Origin of the sequence: Streptomyces sp. NBC_01433 (assembly GCF_026340105.1) — a bacterium.
Taxonomy (GTDB): domain Bacteria; phylum Actinomycetota; class Actinomycetes; order Streptomycetales; family Streptomycetaceae; genus Streptomyces.
Map to the genome: position 1 here is coordinate 5,121,533 of NZ_JAPEPM010000001.1, position 13,448 is coordinate 5,134,980.

The 13,448-nt window shown below is 72.1% G+C and carries 15 protein-coding genes; 8 read left to right on the forward strand and 7 right to left on the reverse strand.

Translation table 11 applies throughout. The annotated features are described in order from the left end of the window. The first annotated feature begins 45 nt into the window (after nt 1–45). Both OG413_RS23045 and OG413_RS23050 read left to right on the forward strand, forming a co-directional pair. Nucleotides 46–267: a helix-turn-helix domain-containing protein gene (locus OG413_RS23045; protein WP_007263382.1), complete on the forward strand. Its 222-nt coding sequence runs from the start codon at nt 46–48 to the stop codon at nt 265–267. 150 nt (nt 268–417) lie between these two features. Then, on the forward strand, nt 418–1,209 hold the full coding sequence (locus tag OG413_RS23050; RefSeq protein WP_266808351.1) for an enoyl-CoA hydratase/isomerase family protein: 792 nt from the start codon (nt 418–420) through the stop codon (nt 1,207–1,209). Between the two features lie 128 nt (nt 1,210–1,337). Here the strand turns inward: OG413_RS23050 and OG413_RS23055 are convergent, their stop codons facing one another. Then, entirely contained in the window at nt 1,338–2,066 is a 729-nt protein-coding gene (locus OG413_RS23055) for a hypothetical protein (protein WP_266808353.1), read from the reverse strand. Nucleotides 2,067–2,159: 93 nt separating this feature from the next. Between OG413_RS23055 and OG413_RS23060 the strand changes: the two genes are divergently transcribed. The 5 genes from OG413_RS23060 to amaP are packed head-to-tail and all read left to right on the forward strand — an operon-like array spanning nt 2,160 to nt 4,491. Continuing rightward, nucleotides 2,160–2,651 (forward strand): Asp23/Gls24 family envelope stress response protein, encoded by a 492-nt coding sequence (locus OG413_RS23060; protein WP_266808355.1) that lies wholly within the window; start codon nt 2,160–2,162, stop codon nt 2,649–2,651. A gap of 31 nt (nt 2,652–2,682) precedes the next feature. Further along, entirely contained in the window at nt 2,683–2,874 is a 192-nt protein-coding gene (locus tag OG413_RS23065) for a hypothetical protein (RefSeq protein ID WP_266808357.1), read from the forward strand. After that, nucleotides 2,871–3,224: a hypothetical protein gene (locus tag OG413_RS23070; protein ID WP_266808359.1), complete on the forward strand. Its 354-nt coding sequence runs from the start codon at nt 2,871–2,873 to the stop codon at nt 3,222–3,224. Before OG413_RS23065 ends, OG413_RS23070 begins: the two co-directional genes overlap by 4 nt. Then, nucleotides 3,221–3,907, forward strand: coding sequence for a DUF6286 domain-containing protein (locus OG413_RS23075; RefSeq protein WP_266808361.1), 687 nt, complete (start codon nt 3,221–3,223; stop codon nt 3,905–3,907). Before OG413_RS23070 ends, OG413_RS23075 begins: the two co-directional genes overlap by 4 nt. Then, entirely contained in the window at nt 3,904–4,491 is a 588-nt protein-coding gene (amaP, locus tag OG413_RS23080; RefSeq protein ID WP_266808362.1) for an alkaline shock response membrane anchor protein AmaP, read from the forward strand. The genes OG413_RS23075 and amaP overlap by 4 nt, the downstream gene beginning before the upstream one ends. Before the next feature lie 75 nt (nt 4,492–4,566). Here amaP and OG413_RS23085 read toward each other — a convergent pair whose 3' ends face one another. From OG413_RS23085 to OG413_RS23105, 5 genes are all read right to left on the reverse strand, one after another. Continuing rightward, on the reverse strand, nt 4,567–5,322 hold the full coding sequence (locus OG413_RS23085) for an SDR family oxidoreductase (RefSeq protein WP_266808364.1): 756 nt from the start codon (nt 5,320–5,322) through the stop codon (nt 4,567–4,569). A 4-nt stretch (nt 5,323–5,326) separates the two neighbouring features. Beyond that, nucleotides 5,327–7,120, reverse strand: coding sequence for a glycoside hydrolase family 15 protein (locus OG413_RS23090; protein ID WP_266808366.1), 1,794 nt, complete (start codon nt 7,118–7,120; stop codon nt 5,327–5,329). A gap of 72 nt (nt 7,121–7,192) precedes the next feature. After that, on the reverse strand, nt 7,193–7,999 hold the full coding sequence (locus OG413_RS23095; RefSeq protein WP_266808368.1) for an SURF1 family protein: 807 nt from the start codon (nt 7,997–7,999) through the stop codon (nt 7,193–7,195). 93 nt (nt 8,000–8,092) lie between these two features. Beyond that, complete coding sequence (locus OG413_RS23100; protein ID WP_073747930.1) at nt 8,093–8,326, reverse strand: hypothetical protein; 234 nt, start codon at nt 8,324–8,326, stop codon at nt 8,093–8,095. A 64-nt stretch (nt 8,327–8,390) separates the two neighbouring features. Then, nucleotides 8,391–9,449 (reverse strand): DEDDh family exonuclease, encoded by a 1,059-nt coding sequence (locus OG413_RS23105; protein WP_266808370.1) that lies wholly within the window; start codon nt 9,447–9,449, stop codon nt 8,391–8,393. A gap of 107 nt (nt 9,450–9,556) precedes the next feature. Between OG413_RS23105 and OG413_RS23110 the strand changes: the two genes are divergently transcribed. Beyond that, nucleotides 9,557–10,270 carry a VIT family protein gene (locus OG413_RS23110; protein WP_266808371.1) on the forward strand — a complete coding sequence of 238 codons (714 nt, stop codon included), beginning with the start codon at nt 9,557–9,559 and terminating at the stop codon, nt 10,268–10,270. Nucleotides 10,271–10,288: 18 nt separating this feature from the next. Here the strand turns inward: OG413_RS23110 and OG413_RS23115 are convergent, their stop codons facing one another. Beyond that, complete coding sequence (locus OG413_RS23115) at nt 10,289–13,405, reverse strand: NACHT domain-containing NTPase (protein WP_266808373.1); 3,117 nt, start codon at nt 13,403–13,405, stop codon at nt 10,289–10,291. Between the last annotated feature and the right edge of the window lie 43 nt (nt 13,406–13,448).

The window sequence follows — 13,448 nt, forward strand, 5'->3', positions numbered from 1 at the left end:
GGTGATCATGAGAGTCCAGAGCGCACTTCCCATGAGGAGGCACGGGTGGCCGAGACTCTGAAGAAGGGCAGCCGGGTAACCGGCGCCGCGCGCGACAAGCTCGCGGCAGACCTGAAGAAGAAGTACGACTCCGGTGCGAGCATCCGGGCGTTGGCCGAAGAGACTGGCCGCTCCTACGGATTCGTCCACCGGATGCTCAGCGAGTCCGGAGTGACGCTGCGGGGACGTGGCGGAGCGACACGCGGCAAGAAGGCCGCTGCGGCCTGAGGGCCGACAGCGGTCGGGCAGCCGTGGGGCAGGCTCCGGGGCTCACCGGAATACGTGGTGGCCACCCGGCCGGTCATGCGGTCGTCCGGGTGGTTACTGTTCAGTCACTTAATTTTTGAGTGCTGACTGCACCCGATCCGGAGGCGCCCCATGACCTCGCTCGACTCTGTGCTCGACAAGGACGGCGTACGGCTCACCGTCGATGACGCGGTTGCCACGGTGACTCTCACCAATCCGGCCAGGCGCAACGCTCAGTCTCCCGCTCTGTGGCGGGCGTTGACAGAGGCCGGACGGGTACTCCCCGGCAACGTGCGGGTCGTTGTGCTCCGCGGCGAAGGCAAGTCCTTCTCCGCGGGCCTCGACCGGCAGGCGTTCACCCCCGAGGGGTTCGACGGTGAGCCGTCCTTCCTCGACATGGCGCGCGGCCCGGAGGCCGAGCTCGACGCGACCATCGCCGAGTACCAGGAGGCGTTCACCTGGTGGCGCCGCAACGACATCGTGTCGATCGCGGTCGTCCAGGGGCACGCCATCGGCGCCGGTTTCCAGCTCGCCCTCGCCTGTGATCTGCGGATCGCCGCCGAGGACGTGCAGTTCGCCATGCGCGAGACCAGTCTCGGTCTCGTCCCGGACCTCACGGGCACCCACCCCCTGGTGAACCTCGTGGGGTACGCCCGCGCGCTCGAAATCTGCGCCACCGGGCGCTTCGTGCACGCCGCGGAGGCCGAGCGCACCGGCCTCGCCAACCTCGTCGTCCCGGCCGACCAGCTGGACGCGGCCGCCCACGATCTGGCCGCCGCCCTGCTGGCCGCCCCGCGCGACGCCGTCATCGAGACCAAGGCGCTGCTCAGCGGCGCCGCCTCCCGCGGCTACGAGGAGCAGCGCGCCGCCGAGCGCGCCGCTCAGGGCCGCAGGCTGCGCGACCTGGCCGGTCTCACGGACTGACCCGGTGCGACCTGGCCGTCTCATCGACTGACCCGTGCGACCCTGGCCGGTTTCACCGGGTGACCCGGTGCACCGGCCGGTGGGGTCCCGCGGGCGGACCGGCCTCGACGACCGCACCGGCGCATCCGTCAGTCCCGCTCCACCACGGCGGTGACCAGTACGGCGATCCGTGGGTGGCCCTCCACGGCCGCCGCCACCGCGGTGCGCACCGCCCGCGCCACATCGAGGGCCCGGTGGTCCCCGGCCGTCGCCACCTCGACCCGCAGATGATCCGCGCCGGTGTGCACGGCACTGCCCAGGACCTGGGTCAGCGCGACGACACCGGGCACCCCGGCGGCCGCGGCCCCCGCCACCCCGTCGGCCTTCGCGGCCCGTACCTCGTCCTTTGCCGGGTCCGTCGCCCGGCCGGGCGAGTCATCGTCCAGCAGTCCCGTCACCCGCAGGTCCACCTCGGTGACCAGCAGACCGAGCCGGGCGGAGGCCGCGGTCATCAGCGCGGCGCGCAGGACCTCGGCGGCATCGGGCAGCGGTCGGTCCGCCGTGGCCGCGAACTCCGCCTCGATCCGCAGCGGCCCGGACGGCAAGGCACTCGGCGGCGCCGGAACCCCCGCGTCCATGGCCGCCGCGTCCGCGTCCAGGGCCGTCCCGTCCACTTCCATGGCCACCCCGATCCTGAGCCTGCCGAGTACCGCGCCGGGTCCGGCCGCCGCGTTCCGCAGCACCGAGGCCGCAGCCCGCTCCGCGATCCAGACCCCGTCGGCGGGACCGCCCAGCGGGAGCAGGCGGCCGAGGCCGAGCCGTTGACGTACCGCCGCCGTCCATCCGTCGGCCTGCTGTGGGCCGTGCGCCGTTGTCATTGCTCCACCCTGCCGCATCCACGGCGCGAGACGGGGCAAGCGCACCTAATGTGGACAGAGAAGCCCACACCTGCCCCGAAGGGAAGAGCGGCGATGACTGACAACCCGCAGCGGAACCGGCCCGAGTACCCCGGCAAGGACGCGGGCGACGACCGGGGCAAGAGCCCGCTGGGCAAGCGTGGTGGGGGAGATCCCGCCAGCCGCGGCCGTACCACGATCGCCGACGGCGTGGTCGAGAAGATCGCCGGAATGGCCGCACGTGACGTCGTCGGTGTCCACGCGATGGGCAGCGGCCTGTCCCGGACCTTCGGAGCGGTGCGCGACCGGGTCCCCGGCGGCGGCAAGTCCGTCACCCGCGGGGTCAAGGCCGAGGTCGGCGAATCGCAGACCGCCCTGGACCTGGAGATCGTCGTCGACTACGGCGTGTCGATCGCCGATGTCGCCCGCGACGTACGGGAGAACGTCATCGCGGCAGTCGAGCGCATGACGGGCCTCGAAGTCGTCGAGGTCAACATCGCGGTGAGCGACGTCAAGCTCCCGGATGAGGAAGACGACGAGGACGAGCCCGAACCACGCCTCCAGTAGGTCCCTGCCGAAAGCCAGTTGAGGAGTCACGATGAGCATGGCTGTGGTCGGCCTGTTGGCCGGCATGGCGCTGGGTTTCGCCGGATATTTCGGCGGGTTCGGTGCCTTCCTGCTGGTAGCCGCGCTGGGCGCGGTCGGCTTCATCGCCGGCCGCTTCCTGGACGGTGACCTGGAGCCCGGCGACTTCTTCCGGAGTCGCGACCGCGGCGACCGGCGACGGTGACGGCGGTGACCGGCCGGGTCGCCGCCGCCGAACGCGGGCAGACCCGGATCGCCGACCGGGTCGTCGCGAAGATCGCCGCGCAGGCGGCGAAGGAAGCGGTCGACGAGCCGCCCGAGGAGGGATCGTCGCCGCGCGCCACGGTCACCGTTCACCGGGACTCCGCCCGGGTACGGGTCAGTCTGGAGCTCGGCTACCCGAGTGACCTCGGCCGTCAGTGCGGCGCGGTGCGTCGCCGTGTCATAGAGCGGGTGAAGACCTTGGCGGGGATGGAGGTGCCCGAAGTGGCGGTGCAGATCGAGCGACTGCACCCCGCGGGATCGAGCGCCGCGGCACAGGGGAGGATCCGATGACCGAGCCCCATGAGCCGACGGGCAGCACCCAGCGGCTGCCCGCGGCCGGCCCGCAGCGCGACACGGACGTGCTCGAACCGGACGGGAGCGCGTCGTCCGCCGCCCACGACCCGGTGCCCGCACCGGAGGAGGGCGGGGGCAGGGCGGGCCGGTTCTGGTCGGCGCGCCGGATCCCCGCGGCCCTGCTCGCCCTGGTGGTCCTGGGCGGCGCCGGGCTGCTGCTCTACGACATCGCCGCGGTACGGGCCGACCACCCGGCGATGCAATGGCGGCGCTCGCTCGCCGACGATCTGGCCGAACGGCCGCTGGACAACGTCTGGGTGCTCGTCGGGGCCGGTATCGCGGCCGCCATCGGCCTCTGGCTGATCCTGCTCGCCCTCACCCCCGGACTGCGCGATCTGCTGCCGATGCGCCGTGACCGCGCCGGTGTACGGGCCGCACTCGACCGGACCGCGGCCGCCCTGGTCCTGCGCGACCGGGCCGTGGAGGTGTCCGGGGTGCAGTCCGTACGGGTCCGGATGGGGCGCGGTAAGGCGGTCGTGCGCGCGGTGTCCCATTTCCGGGAACTCGACGACGTACGGACGGATCTGGACGCCGCGTTGGGGGCGGGAATCAAGGAATTGGGCCTGGCCAGGCAGCCGAGCCTGTCCGTCCAGGTCCGCCGTCCGACGAAGAAGGGGTGAACGGCGTGCTCAGGACCGTCAACCGGGTACTGCTGGGCCTTGCCGGGCTCCTGCTGATCATCATGGGCGGCGCCGTGCTCGCCGTCGGCCTCGGCGCGTCGCTGCCCTCCTGGTGGCCGTGGGACGGAAAGCAGGACGTGCTGCTCAGCCGGGCCGACCGGGACCGCTGGCGCGACGACGGCTGGTGGTGGCCGACCGTCATCGCGGTCCTCGCCGTCCTGGTCGTCCTCGCCCTGTGGTGGCTGTTCGCCCAGCTGCGGCGCGCCCGCCTCTCGGAAGTGCTGGTCGACAGCGGCGACGGCGAGGGCGCGGTGCTGCGGGGCCGGGCGCTGGAGGGCGTGCTCTCCGATGAGGCGGGCGCCCTGGACGGGGTGGCCCGCGCCCAGGTCGCGCTGCTCGGCCGGCGCACCGCGCCCCGGACCAGGATCCGGCTGCTGATGGAGCCGCACGCGGCCCCGGAACAGACGCTGCGGGTCCTGTCCGACGAGGCGCTGGCCCACGCCAGGGAATCGGCCGGTCTGGCCGAACTGCCCGCCGAGGTACGGCTGAAGGCCGTCAAGCACCGTGCGGAACGGGTGTCCTGACGGGTCCCTCGCGGGGCCGTTCGCCGGGCCTTCGTGCCCGGTACGGGGCCCTTCGGGCGGGGCCGGGCCCGATCCTCAGAACCCGTGCCGTGAGCCGCCGTCGACCGGCACCATGATGCCCGTGAGATAGGACGCGGCGGGGGAGAGCAGGAAGGCCGCGGTCTTCCCGAACTCCTCCGGCGTCCCGTAGCGGCGCAGCGGGATACGGGCCTCCTTGGCCGTACGGGCAGCCTCCGCGTCGCCGGACAGCGCGTCCAGTTCGCGCACCCGGTCCGTGTCGATCAGGGCGGGCAGCACCCCGATGACGCGGATGCCGCGCGGGCCCAGTTCATCGGCCAGGGACTTGGCGAAGCCGGCCAAACCGGGGCGCAGCCCGTTGGAGATGGTCAGTCCGGCGATCGGCTCATGGACCGAGCCGGAGAGCACGAAGCCGATGACGCCGCCCTCGCCGAGCGTGGCGGCCGCCGTCCGGGCGAGCCGCACGGCCCCCAGGAACACCGACTCGAAGGCCGTCTGCCACTGGTCGTCCGTGTTGTCCGCGAGGAGGCCGGGCGCCGGACCGCCGACGCTGATGAGGATGCCGTCCAGGGCGCCGAACCGTTCCGTCGCCGTATCCACCAGGCGCTGCGCCGCGCTCGGATCGGCGTTGTCCGCGGCGACCCCCACGGCGTCCGGTCCCAGTTCGGCGGCGGCCTCCGCGGCCCCCTTCTCGTCCCGGCCACTGATGATCACCTTCGCCCCGTCGGCGGTCAGGGCACGCGCCGTGGCGTTGCCCAGCCCACGGGTGGCGCCGGTGACGATGTAGACACGGTCCTTCAGTCCAAGATCCATGGGCCTATCCTGCCGCGTCGTCGGCGGTGAGGGCGACAGCGCTGTTCACCAGCCCGATGTGGCTGAAGGCCTGCGGGAAGTTGCCCAGCTGGCGCCGCGCGACCGGGTCGTACTCCTCGGCCAGCAGCCCCACGTCGTTGCGGAGTTCCAGCAGCCGCTCGAACAACTCCTCGGCCTCGGCCTCCCGCCCGGTCCCGCGCAGCGCGTCGGCCAGCCAGAACGAGCAGACGATGAAGGCCCCTTCGTCGCCCGGCAGCCCGTCGCCGGAGGTGCCGTCGGTGCTGTAGCGGCGGACCAGACCGTCGCGGCCCAGCTCCTCGCGTACCGCGTCGACGGTGCCGATGACCCGGGGATCGTCCGGCGGCAGAAAACCCGTCCGGACGATCAGGAGGGTCGAGGCGTCCAGCTCACGCGAACCGTAGGACTGGGTGAAGGTGTTGCGATCGGGGTCGTACCCCTTGGCGCAGACCTCGGCGTGCACGGCGGACCGCATCGCCCGCCACCGCTCCGCGTCGCCCGGCAGGCTGGGGTTCTCCTCCAGGGTGCGTACCGCGCGGTCGGCGGCGACCCAGGCCATCACCTTGGAGTGCACGAAGTGGCGGCGTGCCCCGCGGATCTCCCACAGCCCCTCGTCCGGCTCGCGCCAGGTGGACTCCAGGAAGCCCAGGAGGCTGAGCTGAAGATTCCAGGCGTGCGGCTTGTCGGCGATGCCGGCCTCCCGGGCCAGCCGGAGCGAGTCGATGACCTCGCCGTACACATCGAGCTGCCGCTGCCGGACCGCCGCGTTGCCGGTGCGGACCGGCCGGGAGTTCTCGTACCCGGCCAGCCACGGCAACTCCGTCTCCGGGAGCCTGCGCTCGCCCGCCAGGCCGTACATGATCTGGAGGTCGGCCGGGTCCCCGGCGACGGCCCGCAGCAGCCAGTCCCGCCAGGCCGACGCCTCCTTCACATAACCGGCGGACACCAGGGCGCCGAGGGTCAGCGTGGCGTCCCGCAGCCAGCAGAAGCGGTAGTCCCAGTTCCGTACGCCGCCGATCTCCTCCGGCAGTGAGGTGGTCGGGGCCGCCACGATGCCGCCGGTCGGTCCGTAGGTGAGGGCCTTCAGGGTGATCAGCGACCGGAGTACGGCGTCCCGGTACTTGCCCTGGTACGTGCATTTCGCCGACCACTTCGCCCAGTCGGCCAGGGCGTGTTTCAGCGCCTTGCGCGGGTCGATCAGCTTCGGGCGCGGCGAGTGCGAGGGGTGCCAGGTGAGGACGAAGGACACCGACTCGCCCTCGGTGACCGTGAACGAGGAGCAGGTGCTGAACTGCTGGCCCCACGTCTTGACCGGGGGTTCGCTGCGCAGCCAGACGGAGTCGGGACCCGCGACCGCCACCCGGTGGCCGTGCGAGCGGCGCATCCAGGGCACGACCGAACCGAAGTCGAAGCGCAGCCGCAGGACCGAGTGCATGTCGACAGTGCCGCTCACCCCCTCGATGATCCGAATGAGGTCGGGCGCCTTGTCGCGCTGTGGCATGAAGTCGATGACCTTGACCGTGCCGGTCCGGGTCTCCCAGTACGTCTCCAGCACGAGCGAGTCACCCAGATAGCCGCGCCGGGTGCAGGTGTCCGTGCTGTCGGTGCCCTTGGGGGCGATGCGCCAGTGGCCGTTGTCCTCATCGCCGAGCAGGGCCGCGAAGCAGGCGCCGGAGTCGAAGCGGGGCAGGCAGAGCCAGTCGACAGAACCGTTCCTGCCGACCAGGGCTGCGGTCTGGAGATCGCCGATGAGGGCGTAGTCCTCGATGCGTGGAGTCACGCTCTGGCGTGTTCCCTGACCTGCGCCCGGCTAAGCAGACCGGGTAGGTGCGCGAGGTGGCTTCCGCGGCTTCTAAGCGGTCGCGGGCTCGGGCTGCTCGGCGGCTTCGTCCTGTGCGGCGGCCTGCTTCGCGGCCTCCAGACGGTCGCGCTTCTCCCGGCGTACGAGAATCACCCAGCCGACCGGGACCCCGGCGGCGAACAGCCACCACTGGACCGCGTACGCCATGTGCGGGCCGATGGAGCTGTCGTCGGGGGAGGCGATCGGCTCGGGAGTGCCGTCGGACGGCTCGGGCGAGGTCTGCTCGATGTACCCGCCGAGGACCGGCCGGGAGAGCAGCTGGGACTGCTGGGAGCTGTTGATCAGCATCACCTGGCGGTCCGGCAGGCCGGCCAGGTCCTTGATGCCGCTGCTGCCCGTCGTCTCGTCGGCCTTGAGCCGGCCGGCGACGGTCACCTCGCCCCTCGGCGCGGCCGGGACCTTCGGGAACGCCTGCTGGCTCGCGGCGGTGGGGATCCAGCCGCGGTTGACCAGGACGGTGCCGCCGCCCTTGAGGTCCAGCGGGGTCAGGACGTGGAAGCCGATCCGGTCGTCGTCCGAGGTGCGGCGTCGTACGACGACTTCGTGCGCGGTGTCGAACGTCCCCGTGGCGGTGACCGCGCGCCAGTAGTCGGCGCGCGGAACGGTGTGCCCCGGAGAGGTGATCCGGGCGACCGGGACCGGATCCGCCTTCAGGTTCTGCGAGATCAGGGAGTTCTGCGCGACCCGGTGCTGATGCCGGTGCAGCTGCCAGAAGCCCAGCTCGACCATGGTGGGAATCAGGACGAGCGTGAGGAGGGTGAGAATCACCCACTGCCGGGTCAACAGGAAGCGGTACACCCCATGACCGTACAACCGGGGTCATGGGGTGCGGCACTCAGGGGTGGGGCACTCGGGGGTGGGGCCGGAGCGGCCCCGGGGAGGAACGTTCCGTCACACTTTGTCCACGATGCCCGCCCTCCCCTCGGCGCGGGCGCAGTGACCGCCGCAGTACCAGTGACCGTCGACCTCCACGCCCTGGCCGATGACCTGGACCCGGCAGTGCTCACAGATGGGCGCCATGCGGTGAATGGCGCAGGAGAAGCAGTCGAAGACATGCACCGCGCCCTGCGCGTGCACCTCGAAGGACATCCCGTAATCGTTTCCGCAGACCTCACAACGTGCCATGCGCCACAGGGTGGGACGCGGGGCGACGGCGGGGCGAGCGGATGCCGGGCGAGTCGCGCCCGGTTCACTCCGATGACGGCGCGGGCGCGGGCGTCGTCGCGGACGGAGAAGCGGCCGGGGGGACGGACGGAGAAGCGGCCGGGGAGGCGGGCGCGTCGGCGGGGGCGACGTCGCGCAGCAGATGGGTGAAGGCGCTCTCCTCCAGCACCGGCGTGCCGAACGACTTCGCCTTCACCGTCTTGGACGTCGCCGCGTCGGGGTCGTTGGTGACCAGCAGGCTGGTCAGCCGGGACACACTGGTGGCCACATGCAGCCCGGCCTCCACGGCGCGGTCCTCCAGCAGCTCGCGGTCGATCGAGGTGTCCCCGGAGAACGCCACCCGCATGCCCTGCCTGAGGGGCTTGTCCTTCTCGTACCGCCCCGGATTCGGATACGGGCAGGCCGGCCTCTTCCGCGAGGGCCGCCAGCTGTTCTGCTGGTACGAAGCCTGATACCCGATCCGCGGGGTGACCGGGGAATCGGACCACTCGGTCAGCGGGCGGCACTCCAGCAGCGGCAGCCGCACCCCGTCCCGGGCGGCTGCGTGCAGACTCGGCCGGAACGCCTCGGCCAGTACCCGGGCATCGTCCAGGGCGTGGTGGGCGTGCTGCTGCACGACGCCGAAGTGGGCGGCGAGCGAGGACAGCTTGTGGTTGGGCAGCGGCAGCCGCAGCTCCTTGGCGAGCGCGATCGTGCACAGCCGCTGCTCGACCGGCGCGACGACCGCGGCGCGGGCGTACTCGCGGGCGAGCATCGACCAGTCGAAGGCCGCGTTGTGCGCGACGAGCACCCGGTCCGCGAGCCGCTCGGAGAGCGCGGCCGCGACCTCCGGGAAGAGCGGTGCGCCCTCCAGCACCTCGCTGGTCAGACCGTGGATCCAGACGGGGCCCGGGTCCCGCTCCGGATTGACCAGGGTGTACCAGTGGTCCTCGACGTTGCCCTGGGCGTCGAGACGGTAGACAGCAGCGGACACTATCCGGTCGTCCCGGGCGAGTCCGGTGGTCTCCACGTCGACGACCGCGTACCCCTGTGGGTAGGCGGTCGGCCACGGCGCTGCAATCTGGCGGTCGTCGAGCATGGTCACAGAGAATACGGGCCGCGACTGACAGTCCCCTATTCGGGCGTCTCCGCCACCGGCGGCCCCGGGCGGGTCGGACCGGGGTCGGAGCCCGTGAATGAGACCCTCGCCGGGTGACGGACGGACAGGTTCACCACGAACCCCACAGCAACACACGCGGCTCCCGGCTGAACTGGCTCCGGGCCGCGGTCCTCGGCGCCAACGACGGTGTGGTCTCCACCGCGGGACTCGTCGTCGGCGTCGCCGGAGCCACCGGCGACCGCAGCGCACTCCTCACCGCGGGCCTGGCCGGACTGCTGGCCGGGTCCATGTCCATGGCGGCGGGCGAGTACGTCTCGGTCTCCACCCAGCGCGACTCGGAGAAGGCGGCGCTGGCCACCGAGAAACGGGAGCTCCAGGAGACCCCCGAGGCCGAACTCGTCGAGCTGACGGGCCTGTTGCGGGGCAAGGGCCTGAGCGAGGAGGTCGCCCGCGAGGCAGCGGTCCAGCTCACCGAGCGCGACCCGCTGCGCGCCCACGCGGAGGTCGAGCTGGGCATCGACCCGGACGACCTGACGAACCCCTGGCACGCGGCGGGCGCGAGCTTCCTGGCCTTCACCGTGGGCGCCCTGCTGCCCCTGCTGGCGATGGTGCTGCCGCCCTCCTCGCTCCGGCTCATGGTCACCGTGGCGTCCGTGCTGGTGGCGCTCGCCCTGACCGGCTGGTGGAGCGCCCGCCTCGGCAACGCGGCACCCGGCCCGGCGGTGCTGCGCAACATGTGCGGGGGAGCGGTGGCCATGGGAGTGACTTACGGGGCGGGGGCGTTGCTGGGGGCGGTGGGGGTGTAGGGGCGCCCGGGGCAGCCTTCAGGAGCCGTGGACGATGCGCTCCGGCTGGAAAAGCCCCGTGCCGAGGACCGGGGCGTGGCGGCCGGTTCTGATCGTGAGCCCGTCGAGACTCACGAGTGGGCCGAGGTCGATGGGGGCGTGGGCGTGGTGCAGGTAGAGGTGCAGCTCCGTCAGTGCGGGGAGATCACGCAGCGGTGTCAGTCCGGCCGACGACAGTGAACAGCCCCTGAGCGTCAGGGTTTCCAGTGAGGACAGCTCGGCGAGTTCCGCCAGATCCAGGGAGTCCTGGAAGTGGATGTCGAGCCTGGTGAGCCGCGAGGCCAGGGGCGTGCGGCACACGCTCAGATACTGCCGCAGGCTGTAGAGCCCGAGCCTGCGAAGCTCCGGCCATCGGTCCAGGCCGTCCAGGCTCATGTCGTCCGTTTCTCTGCCCAAGGACAAGCGCTGCAGGTGAGGGCCGAGGGGCAGGTCGCCGACACCGGCGACCGGGAACCGGTGACTGAGATGCAGCCGACGGATCTCGGCGAGCGCCTCCAGTTGAGCCGTCGGCACATCCGGGTGCAGTCCGACCAGCGTGAGCCAGCTCAGCGGAAGCGCGGCCAGCGGGCTCAGGTCGCGTACCGCGGGACACAGGCTCAGGCCCAGCTCGGTGACCGAACGCATCGAGGCGAGCGGGCCGAGGTCGGTGAGTGTCTTGTTGTCGTAGACGAAGAGCCGCTTCATCACCCGTTGGGAGAACAGCGGTGACAGGTCTCTGTGGTTGCCCTGGAGCCGAATCATCCGGGCCTCAGGGACGTACCGCAGGGTGGCCGTCATCTGCTCATCGGTCGCCACGGGCACATGGACCTTGTCCCAGGTGCGCGCCGCCAGCACCTCCCGGGCATAGTTCTCGATGTCGAAGGCGCCCCACCCGTCGCCCAGCTCCTGCGCGACCCAGACCCCCGGGGCATTCCGGTACCGCTTCACCACGCCGTACGCCGCGTCGCCCCCGATCAGGGCCGCAGTCCGTACGACGCATCCCGCCACGTATTCGTCCTCCACCTCCTCCGGCCCCGGCAGCAGTTCGAGCACCAGTTCGCCGACCTTCGCCAGTTCCTCCGCCTCCTCCCGGGACCGGGGCGGGAGCAGCTCCGCCGTCCTTCGCTCGACCTCGCCCCGTACCGCCGGGTCCAGCTCCGGCGCGTGCGCCAGGCTCGCCGCCGCCAGCAGCACCAGCCGGTGGCGGTGCTTGCGGACCTGGTCGGCCCGCTTCAGCAACTGCCGGAGCAGCCGCCCCCGTTCCTCTACCCGCGCGTGCCCCACCGCCATCTGCACCACGTCGTCCCACTGGTCGTCGTGCGCGTGACGCACCAGCACCCCGAAGTCCCGCGCCTCGACCGCCGCCTTCGCGCCCAGGTAGTCCTGGAACGTCCGGTGGACGAACCCCACCGCGCCCGGCGCGGGTTCGCGCAGCAGACCGCTGCGGATCAGCAGATGCGCGAACACCTGCTCCGGCGTGCCCCGTACCTGGGACATGGAGGCCATCCACTCCGCGAGCATCGCCACGACCTCGCCGTGCTCCGCCTCCGCGAGCCCGTTGCGGATCAGCCAGTACGCCAGCCGCTGGAGCAGAGCCGTCTGCTCCTCCCGGGTCAGGTCCACGCCCTCGACGCCGATGATCTCGCGCTCCGAGTCGCGGCGTACGAGCAGCATGTCCAGCGCCGCGTCGTACAGCTCCTTGCGGGCCCTCGGCAGCTGCATCCGACGGTCGCGGTTCAGGGCGCAGAGCAGGGCGCACATCAGCGGGTTCGTCGCGAGCCGGCCCAGGTCCCGCCGGGTCCCCACCGCATGCCGCAGCGAGCTCTCGTACGTGTCGAGCTCATCGCGCTCCTCCTGCGACCGGCACTCCGAGCGGGCGGCCCGGTGCCAGTGGCCGACGAAGGCGCGGATGTCGTCCCGCTCCATCGCCAGCAGCGTGTGCGCCTCGAACCCGGCTCCGGACAGCCACCCCTCCGGCACCGCCGACGGCCTGGTCGTCACCACATAGCGGGCCCGCGGGTAGGCGGCGATGAGGTCCTTGAGCCAGCGCTCCGTACGGTTGCGCAGCCGCTGCGGAACCTCGTCGACCCCGTCCACCAGGACCAGCGCACGGCCGTCCGTCAGCAGCCGGTCCACCCAGCCGGCCGGGGCCGCGCCGTGCAGCGGGATGCCCGCCGCGCGCAGGAAGTCCTCCGGAGCGGGCAGCGTCTCCTGCGCGGTGAAGGCGCGCAGCCGCAGGACGAACGGCACACAGCGGTTCCACTCGGCGAGTTCGTCGCCGAACGTGCGGCGGGCGGCGTTCAGGGCCAGCCACTGCACCAGCGTGCTCTTGCCCGAACCCGCCGGACCGCGCAGCAGCAGCCGGTCCGTCCGCCCCAGCGCCTGCTCGATCCGGACCGTCACCCGCTCCGGATGTTCCGGGCCGACGCCGCTGCCGCCGACGAGCGCGGCACCGTAACCGCTCACCGCCGGACTGAGGTAGGCGGTCTCCAGCGGCCACTCGCTCGCCGACCGCCCGAGCGTCAGGCCGAACAGCCCCATCCGGCTGTTCGCCGTCGCCACGAAATCCGCGTAGCGCCGCTCGAAGTCCATCGCCACCGCATCGGGGCGCGGGCCGACCCGGGAGCGTACGTCCTCCACCAGCTCCCGGGTCCGCCCGGCCTCGCGGATCTGTTCCACCGCCGCACGTGCCGCGAACGAGGGGTGCGCGGTGAGCTGTTCCACGGCATGGGCGCAGCACCGGCCGAGCAACTCCTCGTACAGTTCGGCCGCGCGCGGCGAGAGCCCGGCGGCGGGGGCCGACAGCTCCGCGCGCAGCCGGTCGGGCTCCAGCTCCAGGGCGAACAGCCGCTCCGCGCCCAATTCGCCCGTCGCCGCGAAGGTGTCCTGTACGGAGGCGAGGGCGGCCAGGCGCTCGTGCTCGGGCAGATCGGCGTACGACTCCGCGAGGCGTCCGCCGAGAACCTTCGCCAGCCGGTCGGGCTTCGCCGGGCGGGGGAGCGGGCGGACCGGATCGCGAACCAGCCCCGCGCCCGGCCTGGGAGTCAGCAACGACTTGGCGACCGTCCCGATGACCGTGGTGGCCAGCCGAATCAGGGCAACTTCCGTACTGGACACGTGCGTTCCTCCCCGTTGCCGACGCGCGTGCCGGAAATCCTAC